Origin of the sequence: Candidatus Accumulibacter sp. ACC007 (assembly GCF_907163205.1) — a bacterium.
Lineage (GTDB): Bacteria > Pseudomonadota > Gammaproteobacteria > Burkholderiales > Rhodocyclaceae > Accumulibacter > Accumulibacter regalis.
This window is the reverse complement of the sequence record NZ_CAJQUD010000001.1, coordinates 1,017,236-1,039,741: the sequence shown is the minus strand read 5'-3', so window position 1 is coordinate 1,039,741 and position 22,506 is coordinate 1,017,236. Positions and strand designations below refer to the sequence as shown.

Annotated in this window: 16 protein-coding genes and 1 tRNA gene; 5 read left to right on the top strand and 12 right to left on the bottom strand. The window is 64.4% G+C overall.

The window, feature by feature from the left end:
• Nucleotides 1-29 precede the first annotated feature (29 nt).
• Entirely contained in the window at nt 30-1,643 is a 1,614-nt protein-coding gene (locus QZ634_RS04435; protein ID WP_291985923.1) for an NAD(P)/FAD-dependent oxidoreductase, read from the top strand.
• A gap of 32 nt (nt 1,644-1,675) precedes the next feature.
• Here the strand turns inward: QZ634_RS04435 and dksA are convergent, their stop codons facing one another.
• Nucleotides 1,676-2,107, bottom strand: coding sequence for an RNA polymerase-binding protein DksA (dksA, locus tag QZ634_RS04430; protein ID WP_291985921.1), 432 nt, complete (start codon nt 2,105-2,107; stop codon nt 1,676-1,678).
• A gap of 244 nt (nt 2,108-2,351) precedes the next feature.
• On the opposite strand from dksA, the gene chrA reads away from it, so the two are divergent.
• On the top strand, nt 2,352-3,581 hold the full coding sequence (gene chrA, locus QZ634_RS04425; protein WP_291985918.1) for a chromate efflux transporter: 1,230 nt from the start codon (nt 2,352-2,354) through the stop codon (nt 3,579-3,581).
• A 167-nt stretch (nt 3,582-3,748) separates the two neighbouring features.
• On the opposite strand, the gene QZ634_RS04420 is transcribed toward chrA, so the two are convergent.
• The 4 genes from QZ634_RS04420 to QZ634_RS04405 form a co-directional block, all read right to left on the bottom strand.
• Nucleotides 3,749-3,825, bottom strand: a tRNA-Val gene (locus QZ634_RS04420).
• A gap of 146 nt (nt 3,826-3,971) precedes the next feature.
• On the bottom strand, nt 3,972-4,613 hold the full coding sequence (lolA, locus tag QZ634_RS04415) for an outer membrane lipoprotein chaperone LolA (RefSeq protein ID WP_291985916.1): 642 nt from the start codon (nt 4,611-4,613) through the stop codon (nt 3,972-3,974).
• A complete protein-coding gene (locus QZ634_RS04410; protein WP_291985914.1) occupies nt 4,613-6,955 on the bottom strand; it encodes a DNA translocase FtsK in 2,343 nt (780 codons plus the stop codon). Before QZ634_RS04410 ends, lolA begins: the two co-directional genes overlap by 1 nt.
• Before the next feature lie 43 nt (nt 6,956-6,998).
• Entirely contained in the window at nt 6,999-7,709 is a 711-nt protein-coding gene (locus QZ634_RS04405) for a cyclic nucleotide-binding domain-containing protein (RefSeq protein ID WP_291985911.1), read from the bottom strand.
• A gap of 164 nt (nt 7,710-7,873) precedes the next feature.
• Here QZ634_RS04405 and trxB point away from each other — a divergent pair, with 164 nt between their 5' ends.
• Both trxB and QZ634_RS04395 read left to right on the top strand, forming a co-directional pair.
• The gene (gene trxB / locus QZ634_RS04400) at nt 7,874-8,839 is read left to right on the top strand and encodes a thioredoxin-disulfide reductase (protein WP_291985909.1); all 966 of its coding nucleotides are present in this window, start codon (nt 7,874-7,876) and stop codon (nt 8,837-8,839) included.
• Nucleotides 8,840-8,911: 72 nt separating this feature from the next.
• Entirely contained in the window at nt 8,912-9,475 is a 564-nt protein-coding gene (locus QZ634_RS04395; RefSeq protein WP_291985907.1) for a Smr/MutS family protein, read from the top strand.
• A 48-nt stretch (nt 9,476-9,523) separates the two neighbouring features.
• On the opposite strand, the gene QZ634_RS04390 is transcribed toward QZ634_RS04395, so the two are convergent.
• The 4 genes from QZ634_RS04390 to QZ634_RS04375 all read right to left on the bottom strand — a co-directional run bounded on the left by QZ634_RS04390 (nt 9,524) and on the right by QZ634_RS04375 (nt 13,186).
• A complete protein-coding gene (locus QZ634_RS04390) occupies nt 9,524-9,862 on the bottom strand; it encodes a P-II family nitrogen regulator (RefSeq protein ID WP_043564414.1) in 339 nt (112 codons plus the stop codon).
• Between the two features lie 86 nt (nt 9,863-9,948).
• Nucleotides 9,949-11,559, bottom strand: coding sequence for an NAD+ synthase (locus QZ634_RS04385; RefSeq protein ID WP_291985905.1), 1,611 nt, complete (start codon nt 11,557-11,559; stop codon nt 9,949-9,951).
• Between the two features lie 64 nt (nt 11,560-11,623).
• Entirely contained in the window at nt 11,624-12,172 is a 549-nt protein-coding gene (gene ppa / locus QZ634_RS04380) for an inorganic diphosphatase (RefSeq protein WP_043564418.1), read from the bottom strand.
• Nucleotides 12,173-12,310: 138 nt separating this feature from the next.
• Nucleotides 12,311-13,186: an alpha/beta fold hydrolase gene (locus QZ634_RS04375; protein ID WP_291985903.1), complete on the bottom strand. Its 876-nt coding sequence runs from the start codon at nt 13,184-13,186 to the stop codon at nt 12,311-12,313.
• A gap of 183 nt (nt 13,187-13,369) precedes the next feature.
• On the opposite strand from QZ634_RS04375, the gene QZ634_RS04370 reads away from it, so the two are divergent.
• Nucleotides 13,370-15,694: an SUMF1/EgtB/PvdO family nonheme iron enzyme gene (locus QZ634_RS04370; RefSeq protein ID WP_291985900.1), complete on the top strand. Its 2,325-nt coding sequence runs from the start codon at nt 13,370-13,372 to the stop codon at nt 15,692-15,694.
• Between the two features lie 107 nt (nt 15,695-15,801).
• Here QZ634_RS04370 and QZ634_RS04365 read toward each other — a convergent pair whose 3' ends face one another.
• The 3 genes from QZ634_RS04365 to QZ634_RS04355 all read right to left on the bottom strand — a co-directional run bounded on the left by QZ634_RS04365 (nt 15,802) and on the right by QZ634_RS04355 (nt 22,237).
• Nucleotides 15,802-17,337 carry a DUF2235 domain-containing protein gene (locus QZ634_RS04365; RefSeq protein WP_291985898.1) on the bottom strand — a complete coding sequence of 512 codons (1,536 nt, stop codon included), beginning with the start codon at nt 17,335-17,337 and terminating at the stop codon, nt 15,802-15,804.
• Nucleotides 17,338-17,351: 14 nt separating this feature from the next.
• Nucleotides 17,352-21,014, bottom strand: a complete 3,663-nt coding sequence (locus QZ634_RS04360) for an EAL domain-containing protein (protein WP_291985896.1) — start codon at nt 21,012-21,014, stop codon at nt 17,352-17,354.
• A 74-nt stretch (nt 21,015-21,088) separates the two neighbouring features.
• Nucleotides 21,089-22,237, bottom strand: a complete 1,149-nt coding sequence (locus QZ634_RS04355; protein WP_291985894.1) for an ABC transporter substrate-binding protein — start codon at nt 22,235-22,237, stop codon at nt 21,089-21,091.
• Nucleotides 22,238-22,506: the final 269 nt, after the last annotated feature.

Below are 22,506 nucleotides of genomic sequence, written 5' to 3'. Positions count from 1 at the left end.
CCCCGATCACTGGACAATCCGAAAAGACCATGTTGCGCGTCAGCGAAATCCGCCTGCCCATCGACCATCCGCCGGAAGCGCTGCCCGCCGCGGTGGCCGCTCGCCTCGGCATTGCCGTGCAGGAGATCGGCGAGATCAGCGTTTTCCGGCGCAGCTGCGACGCGCGCAAGGCAAGTGCGCTGGTTTTCAGTTACAGCGTCGACCTGACCCTGCCCGACGAGGCGCAGCTGCTGGCCCGTTTCGCCGATGACCACCAGGTGCAGGCGGCGCCGGACATGCGCTACCACTTCGTCGGACGTGCGCCAGCGGGGCCGCCGGGCAGCCGACCGCTGATCGTCGGTTTCGGTCCGGCGGGCATCTTTGCGGCACTGATCCTGGCCCAGTCGGGGTTCAGGCCGATCGTTCTCGAGCGCGGCAAGGCGGTGCGCGAGCGCACGCAGGATACCTGGGGGCTGTGGCGCAGGAAGGTGCTTGACCCCGAGTCGAACGTGCAGTTCGGCGAGGGCGGGGCCGGTACCTTTTCCGACGGCAAGCTCTACAGCCAGATCAAGGACCCGCAGCACCATGGTCGCAAGGTGCTCGAGGAATTCGTCAAGGCGGGCGCGCCGGAGGAGATTCTCTACGTCAACAAGCCGCACATCGGCACCTTCCGGCTGGTCGGCATGGTCGAGCAGATGCGCCGAGAAATCGAGCGCCTGGGCGGCGAGGTACGCTTCCAGCAGCGCGTCAGCGGGGTGCACATCGAAGCCGGGCGCGTGCGCGGGGTGACACTGGCTTCGGGCGAAGAACTCGCTGGCGAGCGGCTGATTCTGGCGCTCGGCCACAGCGCTCGCGACACTTTCGAGATGCTGCAGCAGGCGGGGGTGTTCATGGAAGCCAAACCGTTTTCGATCGGCTTGCGCATCGAACACCCGCAGGCACTGATCGACAAGGCTCGTTTTGGCGCTCACGCCGGCAATCCGGCGCTCGGCGCGGCGGACTACAGGCTGGTGCATCATTGCCGCAACGGGCGCTCGGTGTATAGCTTCTGCATGTGCCCGGGTGGCACGGTGGTCGCCGCCACTTCGGAAGAAAAGCGGGTGGTGACCAACGGCATGAGCCAGTATTCGCGCAACGAACGCAACGCCAACGCCGGTATCGTCGTCGGAATTACGCCGCTCGATTACCCGGGTGGGCCGCTGGCCGGCATCGCCTTGCAGCGCGAACTCGAGAGCCGCGCCTTCGAACTCGGCGGCGGCAGCTACGAGGCGCCGGCACAGCTGGTCGGCGATTTCCTCGCCGGGCGGCCGTCACGCTTTCTCGGCAGCGTCATGCCTTCGTATCAACCGGGTGTCCGACTGACGGATCTCTCCACGGCGCTGCCCGACTACGCGATTGCTGCGATCCGCGAAGCCTTGCCGGCCTTCGCGCGGCAGCTTAGAGGTTTCGCCATGGACGACGCCATCCTCACCGGCGTCGAGACACGCACGTCGTCACCGCTGCGAATTACCCGCGGCACCGATTTCCAGAGCCTGAACGTCAGGGGCCTGTATCCGGCGGGCGAGGGCGCCGGATACGCCGGCGGTATTCTCTCCGCCGGTGTCGATGGCATCAGGGTTGCCGAAGCGCTGACCCGCGACATCCTCCAGGCCGGGCCGGGATAGCGCTCGCCCGGCGGGCGTCGGGCTGCTCAGGTTCAGCCGCCGAAGCGGCGCTTGCTCTGCTCGCGGCGCTCCTGGGCTTCCAGGCAAAGGCTCGCCGTCGGACGTGCCAGCAGGCGAGCAATTCCGATCGGCTCACCGGTTTCCTCGCACCAGCCGTAGTTTCCGTCGTCGATGCGGCGCAGCGCTTCGCGGATTTTCTGCAGCAGCTTTCTTTCCCGATCACGAACGCGCAGCTCCAGCGTATGCTCCTCTTCGGTGCTCGCCCGATCGCTCCAGTCGGCACTGACTTCGCTCTCCTGCAGGTGGCCGGCGGTCTCTTTCACCGCCGAGAGCAGTGCCTCTTCTTCTGCGCGCAGGCGCTGGCGAAAGAATGCCACCTGTGCAGGAGACATGTACTCGTCCTCCGGCGCCGCGCGCAGCGCCGCCTCGGTCTCGGTAGTACCCCGTACGGCGAGCTTGTCCATGATTCTCACTCCTTCTTTTTCTGATTGACGCGGAACACCGACCCCTCGCTGTTGACGGGCCATGGTAGCGCATTGCGCGACAGGGGCATAGCGGCGGCTGCCGCCCAAGACGGTGCTCAGGCTTTCGCCGCGCACAGGCCCAAGCCGCGCTGTTCGACGATCGCCAAAGGTGCTTCGCCGGACAATGCGCCTTTCCTCGCTTATCATCGCTGGCGGGCAATCAGGATGATGGGGTGGATCGAGCATGAAGTCGCCGGAAACGAACTGCGCTGCCGCGCAAGAGACCAACGCGTGGCCGATTTTTCTGATTTTCCTTCGTCTTGGGCTGACCTCGTTCGGCGGTCCCGTCGCTCACCTCGGCTATTTTCGCGAAGAGTTCGTCAACCGCCGCCGCTGGCTCAGCGACCGGGCCTACGCCGATCTGGTGGCGCTGTGTCAGTTCCTGCCCGGTCCGGCGAGCAGCCAGGTCGGCATCGCGCTGGGCCTGTCGCGCGGCGGCTACGCTGGCGCGCTGGCGGCGTGGACCGGCTTCACGCTACCGTCGGCGATTGCCCTGATCGTTTTCGCGCTGGGAATCGCGACCTGGGGCGACGTCCTGCCGGCGGGCGTGCTCGACAGCCTCAAGGTGGTCGCCGTGGCGGTCGTCGCGCAGGCCGTCTGGGGCATGGCGCGAAACCTTTGTGCCGACACGCCGCGCATTTCGATCATGGTTGCCACCACCTGCATGGTGCTTGCCTGGCCCAGCGCCCTGGGCCAGGTGGGGGTGATCGTCGGCGCCGGGATCCTTGGCCTGCTGCTGTTCAAGGCCGGGCCCGATCTGCCGCACGAGCCATTGCCGATCACCGCCAGCCGACGGGCCGGAGGAGGGTGGCTGCTGCTGTTCGTGCTTCTCTTGCTCGGCTTGCCGATCGCCGCACAGGCATGGCCCGCCAGCACACTGGCGACGATCGACGCTTTTTACCGCTCGGGATCGCTGGTGTTTGGTGGTGGCCACGTCGTCCTGCCGCTGCTGCAAACCGAGGTGGTGCCCACAGGCTGGGTGAGCAATGCCTCCTTCCTGGCCGGCTACGGCGCTGCGCAGGCGGTACCCGGCCCGCTGTTCACCTTTGCCGCTTTTCTTGGCGCGTCGATGAACCAGGCGCCCAGCGGCGTGCTTGGCGGCGTGATCTGCCTGGTCGCGGTTTTCGTCCCGTCGTTCCTGCTCGTCTTTGGCGCGCTACCATTCTGGGAGCAACTGCGCCGCAGCGCTCACACGCAGGCGGCCCTGTCCGGCGTCAATGCCGCAGTCGTCGGCCTGCTGCTCGCTGCCCTCTATCAACCGGTGTGGACCAACGCCATACGCCAGCCAGCCGACTTCGGCCTGGCGTTGATCGCGCTGGTCGCCCTGATGTTCTGGAAACTGCCGCCGTGGCTGGTGGTGATCGCCAGCGCCGTTGCGGGGGGGCTGCTGAGTGGTCTCGGGGTGGTCGGCTGAAGGCAATGGCGGGGCGCTGGCTGCTCGTTGTCGCCCGAACAATCGGGCTCCTGCAAGGGGTCATGACGGTTGGCAGCGCTGGGCGCAGAAGAGAAGCCACAGGCACAGAAAAGCCGCCCATGGGCGGCTTCTCCGTACGGTGCATCTACCTGATTCCTGCGGAATTCTGGTAGGCGCGATTGGAATCGAACCAACGACCCCCACCATGTCAAGGTGGTGCTCTAACCATCTGAGCTACGCGCCTTCGTCAAAGTCAGTGCGGCTGGACTTCAAGGAAGTGCGCATTATACGGTGCGGGAAAATCAAGTCAAGCGTGCCAATGATTCTCCATCGTTCAACAGACAGCACGGCGACCACCACAGGAGCCCCACTCATCGGGCGACCTGCGTCTCACTCGCCGAGCACGTCGGTATTCGGCGGCGGGGTGAAGCGAAACAGCGACGGGGCAAGTTGCGGGTTGCGTTCGATACGTGCGAAGACCAGCGAGCTGGTCTGACCGAGGCTGTCGAGCAGGATCATGGCGCGCAGTTCGTCGCCGGCAAAGCCGAGGCTGACCTTCTCGAAACCGCTGTCGGGTGTCCTGGGAACGGCGTCCACCCACTCCAGCCCGTCACGCTCGCCGGTCTCGCGCAGGCTGAAGTCCTTCTCGATGCGGCTGTCGCCGGCGAGCAGGGCGGCCGGCGTGCCGCCCAGCGCTGGGCCCGCCTTTCTGACCGTCACCTGGCGCAGATCCGGGTCGTAGATCCATATCTTTTCGCCGTCGCCGACGAGCAGCTGGGCGTACGGCTTGTCGATCTGCCAACGGAATTTTCCCGGGCGGGAAATGATCATCACGCCACTCGACAGCTGCCCCTGGCGTCCGTTGCGGGCAACGACGGTCTGCGAAAAATCGGCGCGCACGGTGCGCGTCGAATCAAGGAACTGGTGCAGCTTGTCGATTGCGCCGGCGTTCGCCAGTGGGGCGACAAGCAGGCAAGCGCCTGCGCAAAGGGCTTGCCGGAGGCGATTTCGCCGCAGCGGGGTTTGCTGCATCACTCGCCTTCCTTGCGTGCCAGGACTTCGCGACCACCACGCGCGTCCATCGCCGAGACCAGGCCGGCTTTTTCCATGGCTTCGATCAGGCGCGCCGAGCGATTGTAGCCGATGCGCAGGTGACGCTGGACGAGCGAAATCGAGGCTCGCCGGTTCTTGAGCACCACTTCGACCGCCTGGTCATAGACCGGGTCGGCCTCGCCATCGGTATCGAGGCCGCCGTTCTCGCCCCCGCCGTCGCCGTCAGCGTCGCCGCCCGCGCCGGTAAGCACGCCTTCCAGGTAGTCGGGGGTGCCCGATTTCTTGAGATGATCGACCACCCGATGCACCTCCTCGTCGGCAACAAAGGCGCCATGGACGCGCGTTGGATAGCCGGTTCCCGGCGCCAGGTAGAGCATGTCGCCCTGGCCGAGCAGCGCCTCGGCACCCATCTGGTCGAGAATCGTGCGCGAGTCGATCTTCGACGAGACCTGAAACGAGATGCGCGTCGGAATGTTGGCCTTGATCAGACCGGTGATCACGTCGACCGACGGCCTTTGCGTCGCCAGGATGAGATGGATTCCGGAGGCCCGCGCTTTCTGCGCCAGGCGGGCAATCAGTTGTTCGACGGTCTTGCCGGCAACCATCATCAGGTCGGCGAGTTCGTCGATGACGACGACGATGTGCGGCAGGATCGACAGGGGCTCGGGCGTCTCCGAGGTCAGCGAGACCGGGTTGGCGAGCTTTTCGCCGCTCTTCTCGGCGTCCTTGATGCGATGGTTGAGACCCGCCAGATTGCGCACGCCGATCGCTGACATCAGCTTGTAGCGCTTGTCCATCTCGGCGACACACCAGTTGAGCGCGTTGGCCGCCTGTTTCATGTCCACCACCACCGGTGCGAGGAGGTGGGGAATACCTTCGTAGATCGACAGTTCGAGCATCTTGGGGTCGACCAGGATCAGGCGCACCTGGTCCGGCTCGGACTTGTAGAGCAGCGAGAGGATCATCGCGTTGATGCCCACCGACTTTCCCGATCCGGTGGTGCCGGCGACGAGCAGATGCGGCATCTTGGCCAGATCGACGACCACCGGCTGGCCACCGATATCCTTGCCCAGGGTCATCGTCAGCGGCGAGTGCATGTCGTGGTATTCCTTGCTGGCGATGATTTCCAGCAGGCGCACCATCTGTCGTTTCGGATTCGGCAGCTCAAGCGCCATCGACGACTTGCCGGGAAGCGTTTCGACGACGCGCACCGAGACCAGCGACAACGAGCGCGCCAGGTCCTTGGCCAGATTGAGAATCTGTGCGCCCTTGACGCCGATTGCCGGCTCGAATTCGTAGCGCGTCACGACCGGGCCCGGGTAGGCCGCAGTGACCGTTACCTGGACGCCGAAGTCGGCCAGTTTGCGCTCGATCAGACGCGAGTTGTACTCGAGTGTCTCGGGGCTGACGCGTTCGCCGTGCAGCGGCGCCGGTTCGAGCAGGTGCAGTGGCGGCAGCAGGCCACCGCTGACCGCCTCGGGGAAAAGTGGCGCCTGGCGTTCGCGGTCGATTCGCTTTTCGACTTTCGCAGGCAGGGGCGCGGCAGCCGCGATGACCGGTTCGCGCCTTTCGATGAGGATCGGCTCGTGCGTTTCGCCGCGCCTCTTCTCGACCTCGACGACCGCTTCGCGTTCGCGAGCGACTTCGCGGCCGATGCGACGGTCCTGCCAGCGCTCGAAGACGCGGTGGACGCCCAGCACTGCGCGTTCGAAGAGGGCACCGATACCCTCCGCGGCGGCCAGCCAGGAAACCCCGGTGAAGATGCTCCAGCCCAGCGCCAGCAAGGCGAAGAGAGCCAGCGTCGCACCCGTGTAACCGAGGTTGCGGACGCTGAACGCGGCCAGCTCGATACCGATCATGCCGCCCGGACCGATCGGAAGCGGTGCCTTGAGGCTATAGAAACGCAGCGTTTCCAGGCCGCTGCTGGCGACGATCAGGACCAGAAAACCGCCCAGGGCGATGTACAGCGGTCGCCGATCGGCGGGTCGCTGCCCGTCCAGGCGCCGGTAGCCCCACCAGACGAAGACCAGGAGGAGAACGATCCACCACCAGGCGGAAAGTCCAAAGACGTAGAGCATCAGGTCGGCCAGCCAGGCACCCCCGCGGCCGGCCGGGTTATGCAGCGTCGTCGTGTAGACCGCGTGCGACCAACCCGGGTCGTCCGGGTTGTAGCCCGACAGGGAAAGCGCGAGAAAGCTGGCGACAACGATCAGGATCAACCAGCGTGACTCCTCCAGGAGCACGGCGATTTTCTCGGGCAACGGACTCGGCGCTCGCGAGGTATAGGAGAACCGGCCGGTTAGTTTGTTCAGTAAAGCCATCGGTACGCTTGAAGTTCTTGGTGAGTGGTTGCTAATGCCTGTTTCAGGAGCGGGGAGTCGCCGCGCTCGGGGCCGGCACACGCTTTTCCAGGAGGACAATGCGGCCGTCCTCGACGCGGAAATATCCCTGATTCTCGAGATCCTTCATCACCCGGCTGACCATTTCGCGCGAGGCGCCGATCATCTTGGCGATGTCCTGCTTGGTCAGGCGACGGCGGATGATGCGCTCGCCACGCTCTTCTTCCGAGAAGTCGAGAAGCAGCTTGGCGACTCGCCCGTAGACGTCCATCAGCGCCAGACTCTCGATATTGCGGTCGGCTTCGCGCAGGCGCTGGACGAGGCTCTTCATGATATTCAGACAGAGATCGAAGTTCTCGGCCAGGCAACGCTTGAAGTCGTTCTTGGTGATCACCAGCAATTCGCAGGTCTCGGTGGACATCACGTCAGCCGAACGCGGACTGCCATCGATGAGCCCCATTTCGCCGAAGAACTCGCCTGGACCGAGGAGGGTCAGAATCACTTCGCGCCCTTCTTCGTCGCTGTTGAGCACCTTGGCACCGCCGCTGATCAGCACGTAGAGCGAGTCGGTGCTGTCGCCGGCGCGGACGATCGTCGTCAGGCGAGGAACGCGGCGATGGAAAGCGACTTTCGCGATCTGTTCGAGTTGCGCATCGGGTACACCGGCAAATATGGGAATGCTGTGCAGCAAAGTCAGGCTTGGTCCTCTCCTGGGCTGCTCGACCTGGGTGTTCATGAGGCATTCTCTCGTCAAGTGAAGTTATTTCTATCAAGGGCTTGCGCGGCGATTATAAGGCACTTTGCAGGATTCGAAAGCAAACGCGCGACAAACTTGGCGGCAGAAGGCGCGCTTTTGCCGGTTATAATTTTTTGCCTCAACCACTACCAGAGTTCATCAAGATGACCGAAGCGACCCGCCACTGCCGCCTGCTGATCCTCGGCTCCGGCCCCGCCGGCTATACGGCAGCCGTCTACGCTGCGCGCGCCAACCTCAAACCGGTACTGATCACCGGCCTGGCGCAGGGCGGGCAGTTGACGACGACGACCGACGTCGACAACTGGCCAGCCGACGCGCAGGGCGTGCAAGGACCGGAACTGATGCAGCGCTTCGAGGAGCACGCGCGTCGCTTCGATACCGAGATCGTTTTCGATCACATCCATACCGCCAGGCTGAACGAGAAACCGCTGACCGTGATCGGTGACTCGGGTACCTATACCTGCGATGCACTGATCGTCGCCACCGGCGCTTCGGCCCAGTACCTGGGCCTGCCGTCCGAAGAAGAATACGCCGGCCGGGGCGTTTCCGCTTGCGCCACCTGCGACGGCTTCTTTTACCGCAATCAGCCGGTGGCGGTCATCGGTGGCGGCAATACCGCCGTCGAGGAGGCACTCTACCTGGCGAACATTGCCAGTCACGTGACGCTGGTACACCGGCGCGACAAACTGCGTAGCGAGAAAATCCTCCAGGACAAGCTGTTCGCCAAGGAGAAAGCCGGCAAGGTCAGCATCCGCTGGAACTGCACGCTCGACGAGGTGCTCGGCGATCAATCGGGCGTCACCGGCATGCGTATCCGCGACCAGCTGTCCGGCAGCAGCGAAGACATTCCCCTGATGGGCGTCTTCATCGCCATCGGCCACCGACCGAACACCGCGCTGTTCGTCGGCCAGCTGGCGATGGAAGGCGGTTATCTGATCACCCAGTCGGGCCTGAAGGGCAATGCCACGGCGACGTCGATCCCCGGCGTCTTTGCTGCGGGCGACGTACAGGATCACATTTACCGGCAGGCGTGCACTTCGTCGGGCAGCGGGTGCATGGCCGCGCTCGACGCCGAGCGCTATCTCGACAGCCTTGGCCTGGCTGGCTGACGCTCCGCAGCGTCGGCTACGCGACTCCCTTGCGGGAGGTGTTGGACGCTGGCGCAGGAACGAGCTTCGGCAATGACTCAGCACAAGCAAGCGAGTAGCGAGGATCTGGAGGCTTTCCTGGCCGCGGTTGACGGCGCAACACCGCTGCCCCGGCCCGACCGGGTCAGCTTCGAAGCACCGAAGCCCAGTCCTCGCCCGCGTCAGCGCGAACGCGACGAAGCGGCGGTACTCGGCGAATTGCTGCACGCACCGCTGGCCGTAGACGATTGGCTCGACCTCGGCGGTGCCGACTCCTTCCTGCGCAGCGGACTGCCACGGACGCTGCTGCGCGACCTGCGCAGGGGCCGCTGGAGCATCCAGAATCACGTCGATCTACACGGCATGAACCGCCATGAGGCGCACGAGGAGGTGGCGGTTTTTCTCAGCGAATCGATGGCTGAGGGCCGGCGCTGCCTGCGCATCGTGCACGGTCGCGGCAATGGATCACCCGGTCGCGAAGCGATCCTGCGCCAGCTGGTCAAGGCCTGGTTGAGCCGTTGCCAGGATGTGCTGGCATTCTGTCATGCGCCGCCTTGCGACGGCGGCGATGGTGCCCTGTGGGTCCTCCTGAAAGCGGGTGGTGGCAGGCGGCGCTGACTTTCCGCACCGCCATTCAGCACGCCCAGAGAGCGCCGGGTTGGCCGCTCAGATCGCCGATTCGTCGAGTTCGCCAGTGCGGATGCGCACCACCTGCTCGACCGCCGTGACGAAAATCTTGCCGTCACCGATCTTGCCGGTCCGCGCGGCCTTGACGATGGCGTCAATGGCCCCTTCGACGACGGCGTCGGTAACCACGATCTCGATCTTCACCTTGGGCAGGAAATCGACGACGTATTCGGCGCCGCGGTAGAGTTCGGTATGCCCTTTCTGGCGCCCGAAACCCTTGACCTCGGTCACCGTCAGGCCGGTGACGCCAATTTCCGACAGGGCTTCGCGCACTTCATCGAGTTTGAATGGTTTGATGATCGCTTCAATTTTTTTCATGGCCTTTTCTCCCGGGAAGATCGTAAAGAAATCCTATCAGAAATATGGCATCGATAATTGATCGCTGCGACGATCAGCGCCGACGATCAGTACGGGTCGCGGTAACGATTGGTGATCGGATAGCGCCAATCCTTGCCGAAACCACGCTGCGTGACACGAATTCCAACGGGAGCCTGACGGCGCTTGTATTCGCTGATTCGCAACAGCTGTACGACCCGCCGCACGTCGGCTTCGGCGTAGCCGCTGGCAATGATCTCGCGCGGGCTGATGTCTTTTTCCATGTACGCGGCGACGATTGCGTCGAGCACTTCGTACGCTGGCAGGCTGTCCTGATCGGTCTGGCCGGGCTTCAACTCGGCGGATGGCGGGCGGCTGATAATCAGTTCCGGAATCACGTAGGAACGCGTATTGCGCCAGCGAGACAAGCGGTAGACCCAGGTCTTGGCGATGTCCTTGATGACCGCAAAGCCGCCCGCCATGTCGCCATAGAGGGTGCAGTAGCCGACCGCCATTTCCGACTTGTTACCGGTGGTGAGGACCAGCGAACCGGTCTTGTTGGAAATGGCCATCAGAATCATGCCGCGGATCCGGGCCTGCAGATTCTCTTCGGTCGTATCCGCGGGCAGGCCGGCAAACTGATCTGCGAGCATCCCGGCCATGGTTTCCATCGCCGGCGCGATGCCGATTTCATCGTAGCGGACGCCGAGCAGGCGGACCATTTCACGCGACTCCGAAAGGCTGATCTCGGCCGTGTACGGGGAGGCCATCATGACCGCGCGCACGCGCTCGGCGCCGAGCGCATCGACGGCGATGGCCAGGGTGAGCGCCGAATCGATTCCTCCCGACAGGCCGATGATCGCACCCGGGAAGCCGTTCTTGCCAAGGTAGTCACGCACGCCGAGAACCAGCGCCTGATAGACCTCGGCTTCGATGCACGGCGCCGGGACAATGCTCCCTGGCTGTGGCTCGCCATCGACGATGTCTACGATGGCCAGTGCTTCCTCGAACTGCGGCAGTTGGCAGCAGAGCGTTCCCCGCGAGTCGAGAACGAATGAACCGCCGTCAAAGACCAGTTCGTCCTGGCCGCCGGCCAGATTGGCGTAGATCACCGGCAGGCGGGTACTGGCGATACGCTGGCGGAGGACTTCGGTACGCCTCTCGCGCTTGCCGATGTGATAGGGAGATGCGTTGAGGACGAGCAGAATCTCGGCGCCGGCCTGGCGGGCCAGATCAGCGGCACCTGCTTCCCAGACATCGGCGCAGATATTGACACCGCAGCGCACGCCCTTGACGGTCAGCACGCACGGGCCTTCGCCGGAGTCGAAATAGCGTTCTTCGTCGAACACCTCGTAGCTCGGCAGGCGCTGCTTGTAGTAGGTGGCCACGCGCACGCCGTCGCTGATCAGCGTCGCCGCGTTGTAGCAGCGGTAGCCGCGCCGTTCCGGATGGCCGACCAGAACCGCGATTCCCTTGACCTTGGCGGCCAGGGCGTCGAGCTCGGCTGCGCAAGCGGTGGAGAAATCCTCGCGCAGCAAGAGGTCCTCCGGCGGGTAACCGCAAAGCGCCAGCTCCGGTGTCAACAGCAGGTCGGCGCCTTGCTCCCTGGCGCGCTCGGCAAAATCGAGGATACGCGCCGAGTTGCCGGCAAAGTCGCCGACCGTCGCGTTGATCTGGGCAATGGCAATCTTGAGAGGCATGGGCGCAGGCAGCAGCGAAAGGGGCGCTTGCGCGCCCCTTGATCATGGTTGGGAAAGAAAGGGCTCAGTAGTGCGGTTTATCCTTGGCATCATTGAAGCGCTGCACGCCTTCCATGATTTCCTTCTTGGCCTCATCAACGCCCAGCCAGCCGGCGACCTTGACGAACTTGCCGCGCTCCAGATCCTTGTAGTGCGCAAAAAAGTGCGAGATCTGGTCCAGGATGACCTGCGGAAAGTCGCGCGGTGATTCGATGTCGCGATACATTTGCGTCAGGCTGTCGACCGGAACCGCCAGTAGCTTGCCGTCCTGCCCGGCCTCGTCTTCCATGGCCAGCAGGCCGATCGGCCGGCAGCGCACGACCACGCCCGGAGGCAGGGCAAACTGGGTCACCACCAGGACGTCGACCGGGTCGTCGTCGCCGGCGATGGTGTGCGGGATGTAGCCATAGTTGCAGGGGTAGTGCATGGCGGTCGACATGAAGCGGTCGACGAAGACCTGTCCGCTTTCCTTGTCCACTTCATACTTCACCGGATCGGCATGCATCGGGATTTCGATGACGACGTTGAAATCATTCGGGAGTGCTTTGCCCGAGGGCACGCGATCTAGGCCCATGTAAGTTCTCTCTGCTGGTTGGGGAATGCCTCATTATACGCGCCTATCGTTGAGCGAGTGCTCGCCGGAAGACATTGGTGTGACCGTCGGGCCAGCATCGGGTAGTGGCCCACCGACGCGTCGAGACGGTACCTGCCGTCAGGTGACACAGGTCAGCGCGCTTGCTTCGCCTGCCCTGGTTGCTGCCGCGCCGTGTTCGAGCCCTTTCAGCCAGGCGAGAACCGGCGCCGCGCAATCGCGCCAGTGCTCATCGAGAATCAGTGCGTGCCCGGTTTCGGCGACAATCTGCAGCTCGGCGTTCCAGCGCCGGGCGAGCGGACGGATCAGCTCCGGCGGAAAGACCGTGTCGAGTTCGCCGCCGACGACGAGCACCGGCAGCGCAGGCGGCGGCTTGGGCGACCATCTCCAGCAGCCGAGAAGGGCCAGGTCGCAGACCGCCCGTGCCGACTCGGGCTGAACCAGCTGAGCGAAGCGCAGCAGCGTTTCCGGCCTTGTCGTCGGCGAGAAGTAGACCTCCTTGATCATGTGCAGTGCGGTTGCACTGACCCGCCCCCTAGTCACGTTGACCACTTCGCAAAGAAACTTGGGGTATTTGAGCAACAGCTTTGTCGCCGACTCGAGCGTGCCGTTGATCGGCACGGGCGCAAGCAGGACAGCCGCCGCGGCGAGCGATTGCTCAAGGAGGCGTTCGGCAATAAATGAACCCATCGAATGCCCGATGACGATAGGTTGTTGGTCGAAGGCGGCGATGACCTGCTGGGCGTCGGCCAGGTAATCGTCGAGACTCAAGGCGTCCAGATACTCGCGCCCATCGCTGCCACCATGGCCGGAAAACTCGAGCGCGTGGCAGTCGTAGCCATGGCTGGCGAAAAAGGGGAGGAAGTAAACATCCCAGGAGCGCGCGTCAACGTAGCCACCGTGCAGAAAGAGCAGCGGCGGGCGGTTCGAGGGGGTACTCGGTGCGCGGTGGAGGGTGTGCAGCTTGTGTGGTCGATGTTTGCGAAGTGGGTCCATGAGCGATCTCCGGAAGAGAGCCCCAACTATAGGCCAGATCGCGTTGCCACGGCCAGGCCAGTCGTTGGCTGGTCTTTGGCGCGCGCGAAGTCCTCACCGCAGCAAGTGGCTGGCCAGGAGCTTCCGCGTCCCCGGCTTTCGGCCTATGATGTCTGCAGGATGTTGCCTGAGGCTTGATCTGAAATGACTCATAGCGCCGCCGCACCTTCCCCCTCGAACAAGGCTGCCAGGCAGACGGCGGTGCCCGGAAAGTGCCAGACCGATCCGCCGGGTGATCGCGCCGCCAATCCCTATCCTGGCCTCGCCGCGTTCAAACCCGAAGCGCATCACCTGTTCTTCGGGCGCGACGAGGATAGCGAAAGAGTCGTCGCGCGCTTGGCGGAAACGCGCTTGATCAGCGTCATCGGCCGCTCGGGCACCGGCAAGTCCTCGCTGGTCGCCGCCGGCGTCGTGCCGCGCTTTGCCGGGCTGCTCGGCCAGCTCAGCTATCTTCGCTGCGAGCCGCAGGGCAGCCCCTTCCACCAGCTTGCCGACGTGCTTGGTCGCGAGCTTCCCGGAACAGATTCGGCGATCGCTCACCAGGCCGTCGACAGCGTGCAGCGCGCGCTCACCGAAGCGAGCGATTCGCGGCAGTCGGAAGAGCGCCTCGCCGTCGCCAGCGTCGCTCTGCTGCGCCAACGAAAGCGCCCGCTGCTCCTGCTACTGGACCAGTTTGAGGAGTTGTTTACGCTAACGCCGGTGGCTTGCGCGCTCCGCTTTCGCCAGCTCTTCGGCGCGCTGCTCGAGATCGACGACCTGTACCTGGTGTTGACGCTGCGCAGCGAATTCACCGTTCGCCTGATGGAATGGCTGGGTGAGGACCTTTTTCGGGCGTCACTGGTGGCCCTCGAACCGGTCAGTGGCGAAACGCAACTGCAGGCGATCATCACCGGCCCGGCGCAAGCCTGTGGTGTTCCGGTGCAGGCCGAACTCGTTTCGACACTCCTCTCGGCGGCCAGCGCCAGCAGAGGCGCGCTGCCGCTGATCGCCTTGACCCTCGAACGGATGTTCGAGGAGCGCGACGCCCGGCAGGGTCTCACTCTTGAAGCCTATGAACGTATGGGTGGACTGGCCAGCATCGTCGACACGGCTGCTGCCAGTATCGAACGATTGATCGACAGCGAACCGCAGCTGGAGCTCGCTTGTGCCCGACTCTTTGCCGAACTGGCGACGGTGATCGACGAGGTGCCGACGCGGCGGACGGTCGAAATCGCAACTTTGCGCGCTGATCGGCAGATCAGCCGACTGGTCGATGCCTTGCGCAGCCAGGGCTTTCTCTCCGACCCCGACGACCAGCACGTCGAGTTCGCCCACGAAACGCTGCTGACACACTGGCCGCGCTTGCGGCAGTGGTGCGCCCGCTATCGCGACAGCCTGTCGCTACGGCGGCAGGCGAAAATGGCGGCCAGGGAGTGGTGGCAGCTCGTCGCGCAGGAGGCCGGTTCGCCGCCTGCCGGCGAGCACGGCAGCAATCCCCAGCTGTGGAGCTGGGAGCGGCAGAAGCCGGTGTTGCTGGCCCTGCTCGATCTCAGCCACCGCGCAGCGCTGGCCGAAGCTGACTTCCGCGATCCCGGCATTGCCGCCTGGCGTACGCTGGCCGCGCACCTGGACAAGACCCTGCACCGTTTTCTGCGGCCCGAACCGCTGCGCCTGCTCGACGAATTGGCGAGCGACGAGACTCAACATCATCGCCGCGAAGAGATTGGCCTGCGCCTCAATCAGATGGGAGACCCGCGCCGCGGCGTCGGGCTGACGGCCGAAGGCCTGCCGGATATTGTCTGGATCGACATCGCGGCTGGGGAAGTGCAGCTCGAAGGCAAGGCCAGCGAGGTCTTCGTGGTCAAGCCCCTGCGCGTTTCCAGGTACCCGATCACATGGCAGCAATACGGCACTTTCCTTGCCGCTGACGATGGCTATCACGATCGTCGCTGGTGGCGAAAGCTGGTGCAACGCAAACAACCGGGCGAGACGCGCTGGGGTTTCCAGAACCATCCGGCCATCAACATCGCCTGGAGCGACGCCGTCGCCTTCTGCCGCTGGTTGAGCGAGCGTTTGGCATTGGCCGGGCCGGAGGTCATTCGCCTGCCGACCGAGTGGGAGTGGCAGTGGGTCGCTCAGGGCGGGCCGATGAGGCGAAAATATCCCTGGGGCAGCGACTGGAACCCGGCGCGTGCCAACAGTCACGAGAGCGGCACGGGTCGGACGATGGCCGTGGGCATGTATCCGCTGGGCGCGCCGGAAGGAGAGACGGTTGCCGATCTCGCCGGTAACGTCTGGGAATGGTGCCTGAACGAATACGACCATCCTGGCAACACGCAGATCGGTGGTGATATCTCGCGTACGCTGCGTGGCGGATCGTGGCTCGATTTTCCGGGCGACCTGCGGGCGGCCAAGCGCGAAGAGTTTTCGCCCGATGACCGCGACGGCGATATCGGTTTCCGGGTGGTGCTCGCGGCGCCGCTCGAATAGGCCGGACACGCCGCGTAAGTGCTGCTCGGCCTCGCGCTTGCGAACCTGCCAGGACGAAATGGGTGGGACCGGACAGTTGGCGTACGTTCGTGCGCAGCCGGTGACGGCTACTTGTGGCTGACGGTGACGCTCAGCTGGCCACGATTGTTGCCATAGAACTTCCAGGCATCGTTGGCGTAGCAATACAGGTAGCCCGGGCGCAGCGGCTTGAACGTGCATTGCTCGCCGATGACGAAGCTCTCACCCTCGATCGCCGTGCCACTGCCGTCCATGTTCGGCTGGTTGGCGATCATGCCCATCAGCGCGAACCATGGAGCGTCCTCGCGGCGCCGCGATCCCCACCAGTCGGCCGCTTCCTTGCCCGTCAATCGCTGGTAGATCGCTTCACCCTCGCCAATGGCATTGCCGAGCAGGTGCGCAAGCTCGCCGATGTTGAACTGCCCTTCGTCCACCCCTCCCGGGCCGCAGGGAATCGTGCTGTCGAGCCACTCGCCGTTGGCGACAAATGCGTAATTCACGCCGCCTTCAAGGTACAGGCCGGTAGCGTTCCAGTGCTGGCGCGCGAACACCGCAGCGCTGGCCGACTCGCCGACACCGAGGACCCGCGTCGGCCAGTACGGCGCCTGCGCCAGAGGCGGTACCTGATGCCGATCCCAGACCTGTTCGGCCAGATCACGACCGACACTTTTCGCGGCCACCAGCGGCGTTGCGCGCGGCAGCGTGCGCAGATGTTTCCACACGCCGCCTGGCGACTCGTGCAGGACGCCGCGCGGATCGGGACTCAACTGGCAAGCCAGCGCCGGATTGACGCGCAGACCAAGTGCCTTCGCTTCATCGACCATCCACTGCAAGGTGCCGTCGGAGAGGCCGCAATCCTGGTAACCACCACCCACGTCTTCGTGCGTGCCGACGAACCAGAGTTGCTTGACGCTGCCGTCGACCGAGCGCTGCGCGTCGGTCCACAGGGTTGGCGAAAAGCTCGCCCGTTGTTCGTCCATGGCCAGGGCGTGGCGACCGTGGCGAACCGCAGGGCCGAGTTGGGTGTCGTGGAAGCGGTAATTGCTCGGGTCGTCGAGTATCTGGTCAAAGAGGACCAGATCGTCGGGTATACCGAGCGAACCGACCGTATCCCAGACACCGATCATGTGGATAAGCGGTTGGCCATCGGGCAGGGCGCCGGCAAGAAAGCGGAAATCGGCGCCCCATTGTGTTGCTTCCTGGCCTTTCCGGTAGCCGTGCTCGTAGGCCTTTTCGACCGCTGTCCAGGCCTGCCGGTTACTGCGCCGACTGAGATCGACAAGCCCGCAGCGGGCGATGAAGCCGCCGAGGCTGCGCACCGTGTAGGCCCCGCGACTGAAACCAAAGAGGAAAATCCGGTCACCACTTCGGTAGTGGTCGCACAGCCAACGATAGGCACTGAGGATGTTGCGACTGAGGCCAAGGCCGATAGCGCCGCCGAGCAGACGTTCCACGAGATTGCCGTCGGCACCGACACCGGGGTGATAGTAGACCCTCTGTTGGTCGTCGCTCAGGCAGAGCCTGTGCAGCTTGACGACATTGGTCGGCGCGGGCAGGGCGCCCGCTTCCTGCTTCGGGGTGCACCAGGTTCCGTCACAGCAGACGACGAGATTGCGTGGCATCATTTCTCTTCTCCTGGTCAGCTGCCGGACGGCAGCGCAAAGCGGAAGCTGGTCAGTTCCGCAGCCGGCCGCGGTCGGCTGAACAGGAAGCCCTGAGCCTCGAAGCAGCCGTGCGCGGCAAGAAAGCGCAACTGCTCGACGGTTTCGACACCTTCGGCGATGACTTCCATCCTCAGGCTCTTGGCCATGGCCACGACGGCGTGCACGATGGCCGCGTCGTTGGCATCGGTCGACAGGTCGCGAACGAACGAGCGGTCGATCTTCAGTCGGGAGACCGGAAAGCGCTTGAGGTAGGCCAGACTCGAGTAGCCGGTACCAAAGTCGTCGATGGCGATGCGCACGCCAAGAGCTGCGAGCGAATGCAGTAGCTTGACGGCGCTCATCGGGTCGTCCATCAGCAAGCTCTCGGTCAGCTCGAGTTCGAGGGTCCGCGGCTGCAGCCCCGATTCGGCAAGTATGGCCGCCAGCTGCTTGCCGAGATCACCCTGCTGCAGCTGTCGGGCAGAGAGATTCACGCTGATGCGCAGAGCGTTATGGCCGGCGTCGTGCCAACGTTTCGCTTGCCGGCAGGCCTCGCGCAGGACCCACTCACCGATCGGGACAATGAGCCCCGTTTCCTCGGCTATCGGGATGAAGCGATCCGGTGCGACGAGGCCGAGCCGCGGGTGGCGCCAGCGAATCAGGGCCTCCATACCGGTGGTCTCGCCGCTGCGACTGTCAACCTGTGGTTGGTAGAAGAGCTCGAACTCACGCTGCTCGATAGCTGTGCGCAAGTCGTTCTCGATCGACACGCGCTCGAGTACCGCCCGGTTCATGTCGCCGGTAAAAAACTGGAAATTGTTACAACCATGTTCCTTGGCGTGATACATCGCCGTATCGGCGTTGCGCAGCAAGCTGGGCACGTCTTCGCCGTCTTCGGGATAGATACTGATGCCGATGCTCGGCGTCACTTGCAACGGACGCTTGCCGATCAGCTGTGGCGCTGCGACAACCTCGAGCACTTTTTGCGCGACCCGCGCGACGCCTTCGACGTCGGCCACGTCGGGAATGACGATGATGAACTCGTCACCGCCCAGCCGGGCCACCGTTTCAGTCTCGCGCAGCACCTTGCCGAGACGCTCTGCGACACGCGCCAGGAGCTGGTCACCGGTGTCGTGCCCAAGGGTGTCGTTGATCAGCTTGAAGCGGTCGAGGTCGAGGAAAAGCACTGCCGTACGCGTGCCGTCGCGCCTGGACTTGGCGAGCGCCTGGCGAATGCGATCCTCAAGCAGCAGGCGGTTTGGCAACCGGGTCAGCGCGTCGTGGTGGGCGAGGAAGTGGATGTGCGCCTCGGACTGTTTTCGTTCGCTGATGTCGTCGAAGCTCCCCGTGTAGTGCGTCACTGTACCGGCAGGGCTGATGACCGCGGTAACGGTCAGCCACGCTGGAAAGACCTCCCCGTTCTTGCGCCGCTGCCAGACCTCTCCCTGCCACAGGCCATGCACTGCGATCTGGGCCCACCTCTCGGGAGCGAAGCCGTCGCTCTGCTGCGCAGCGGCAAACAGCCTTGGCGTCTGCCCGACGACTTCGTCCAGCGCGTAACCAGTGATCGTCGTCAGCGCCGGGTTGGCAGAGACGATGCGCTCTTCTGCATCGGTGATGCAGATCGCCGAAGTGCTGGCTGAGAACACCGTCGCCGCCAGGCGCTGCGCCTCTTCGGCACGACGCTGATTGACGATCCGCCAGATATCCTGGCCGATCAGTCGGGTGGTTTCGATTTCGCTTTCGGTATACGGTCCGGCCTTGTTGCCGACGCCGAGCAGCATGCGCCCCAGCCCGCCCTCGACCACCGGCACGCTGATCAGCCGTTCAAGCCCGGCAAGCGCCGGCGGTCGAGTCCCGATGAGGCCTGTTTGCTCGGCGTCGAAGAGCAGCGGCGAGCGCTGCCGCAGGGCCTCGATCCAGATCTCGGCGATACGGCTGCTGCACAGCACATCGGCGAGCCCCCGAGAAGCGCCGCGCTGCGTTCCCTGCGACCAGGTCACCGAGTCGATGTCTTGCTGGTCGGCATGTACGAAGCAGAGGAAGGAAATCCGGCTGCCGGTCAGGTCCTCGGCGACAGTCAGTCCGTGCTGGATGAATTCGCTTTCGTCCATTTGCTCGGCGGCCTTGGGCAATTCAAGCATGGCCAAAGCCCGCTCGGCCTGGTGCTTGAGCAGGGCTGCCGACCGCCGTCGGGCTTCGTCGCGGCGCTGGCGTTCGCTGATGTCGATGAGAATGCAATGGGTGCGCGCGCCGCCTCGCGGTGTGTGATGGATGCGGCCACTGACCTGAACCCTGATCGTCTTGTCGTCCTTGCGCCGGAAGTCTAGCAGTAGGTCGTTGATCTGCCCTGCATTGACGAAGGTCGGGAAAGCCCCGACCAGCGTGGGCAGGGAAGTGGCGTCCAGGAAGTCGCCGATCTCGCGGCCGACGACCTCGTCACGGCGGTAACCGAGCAGACTCAGCCAGGCGTCGTTGACCTCTACGACGCGGCGATCAGCGACGTCAACCGACTGATAGGCCAGCGGTGCGCCGCTGAACAGGGCGTGATAGTGCTCCTCGGAGGCGGCCAGCGCCGCTTCGCGTTCGACGATGGCGTTGGCCATGCGCCGCATGCTCAGCGCCAGATTCGCCAGCTCCGCGGCCCGCGAGGAGGGTAGCGGCGCGGCGTAATCACCGTCGGCTATGGCCTGGACATGGCGCCCGAAATCAGCGATCCGCCGTACCAGCTGCTGGCCATAGACGTAGGCAACGAGCACCGCCAGCGCGAGCGCCAGCGCCAGGCCCCCGGCGATGGCCAGCAGGATGCTATGCGTGGCCGAGAAAGCGATGTCGGTCGGCTGCGCGACCAGCGTCAGCCAGCCCGAGCTGCCGACCGGCACCACCGTGCCGATGTGCTCATCACCGTCGAGAGAAAAACGATCCGTCCCAAAAGTTCCGCCGAGAGCGGCCTGGACCAGCGGCAGGTAGGCGAGGTTTTCCTGACGCGCAGCGTGGCTGGCGTCGGGGTGCGCGACGATTTGCCCGACACGGTCGAAGATGATCGGCAGCACGCCGGCCGCACGGCCAAGTTCGCCGATGTGCTTCGACAATTGCCGGAGATCCAGTTCTCCAACCAGGGTCTCGCCGGCACTGACGCTGGGCGCACCCTGGCTGCGCAGCGGCACGGTCATGGCCACGACGATCTTGCCGCGCTGCGACAGGTAGCTGTCAGACCAGGCCAAGCTGCCGCTCGAACGCGCGCTGCGAAGGAAAGTTCGTGCCGAAAAATCCAGCCCCAGCAGATCGTCGCGACCACTTCGCCGTTCGAGCGGCAGACCGACATCGATTACCCGTGCACTCGCATCCAGGATGTACAGCGCTTCCAGCGGCGCGTGCGCGTTGACCTGGGTGTCGATGACCACGCGAGCGCGCCCGAGAAAGACCGCGGGCAGCGCTTCGATCTCGGCCGCGACACGTTCGACCTCGCCTGCCGAGCCCTGCAGGAAGTCATCAACCTGACGCGACAAGGTGACTGCAATAGCCCGGTGGCTGCTCTCCACCTGGTTGTTGAGCAACGGCAGGAGCACCCCGAGCATGACGGTGACGACGATCAGGGTCGCCATGGCCACCACCGTGGTCAGGCCCAGAGCCAGCCAGAAACGAAGAGAGCGCGCCATGTCGCGAAGCCTAGCCCGGGCCAGCCATCGCTGCAGCGCTGAAATCGCGCACGGAGGGCGGGCGATCGCGGAAACTAGTGCAGGGACTTGAACTCGCCATTACGTATCACCGATAAGAAGCTGTCGCGTTGCGTGTCGCCGCCGGCATCGAACTGAATCGGCGACTGAGCGCCAGCGAACGTGGCCTGTGCCAGCAGCGCTTGTTTGAGGGTCTGACCGCTGCGCCTGGCGGCAAGGGCGTCGAGAGCGACGTTGGTGGCGTCGAAGGCCGTCAGTCCGGGGAACCCCGGCTCATGGCCGAAACGTTCGCGATACGCGTGGCGAAAGGTTAGGTACGCTGCGGCGCTGCTATCGCGGTCGACGTACTGAGCGACGACAAGTCCTTCAACGGCTCGCCCGCCGAGCTCGAGCAGGCGCTCGGTGGCCGCCCATTCCGACGTACCGATGCGCAGATCCGCAGCGCGCATGCGCAGGTGCTGGACCAGCAGGGCGGTATCGACCGAATTGGCGATGATGATCACCCCATCTGGCTTCGCGGCGAGAACGCTGGTCGCCAGCGCGGCCAGCGATTGGCCTGAGTCGAAGGCAATTTCGCCAATGACTTGCCCACCCATGCCCTCGAAGGCGGTGCGGAAATCGCCGGCCCAGCTTTCGCTGTACGCCTGGTTGCTCAGGTCGCAGACGAGAACCACCCGTCGTAGTCCGTTCTCCCGGAAGTGATACTCAGCCGACTTGAACACGTGCGTCGCAGTCGGTGCGACCACTCTGAAGAACTCATCGTCCACACCGGTCAGGGCGTTCGTCGTCACCGTCGGTGAGAGCAGGGGGACGCCGGCAGCGTTGAACTGCGGCAGGATGGCCAGAGCCATGGTGCTGGTCATGGGGCCGATGACCACCTCGACCTTGCTGGCCAGCAAGCGGCTAGCCGCCTGGCGCGCAAGCTCGACGTCCTGCTGGTCGTCCTCCGCGATCAGTTCGATCGGTCGACCATTGATTCCGCCCTGCCGGTTGCGTATCTCGACGGCGAGAATGGCCCCGTTGCGCCCACCAATACCGAGGTCGGCGACGCGCCCGGAGAGGCCAGCCAGAAAGCCGATGCGCACGGGCTCCGGCGGCGAACAAGCAAGCACCGCGAACAGGGCAGCGGCGACCATGGCGACGACAGGCAGGCGGCTAAGTGCCGGTCGCAGTTCGCGAATTGTTATTGTTGTTGACGCGAGCATATTGCCTCCTGCTGCGCCGAATCACCCTGTGACAAGCGCGCGAGGCCGACTATATCATCGTCGGAGAGGGCGCCGTGGGTCACCCGTGCAGCAGCGCAATTGAACGAACTGCCCACCGAGAATTCGCCTGGCCACTCGGTCGCGCCCCCTGCGTCGTATGCCCGCCGGAGTGACGATGGCCGGCGACCCATTTGCCGGGCTGACCGGAAAAAAGACTGAAAAGGGCGGAAAACAAGCCGCTAGTGGGTCTCAAGCGATTGAAACGACTT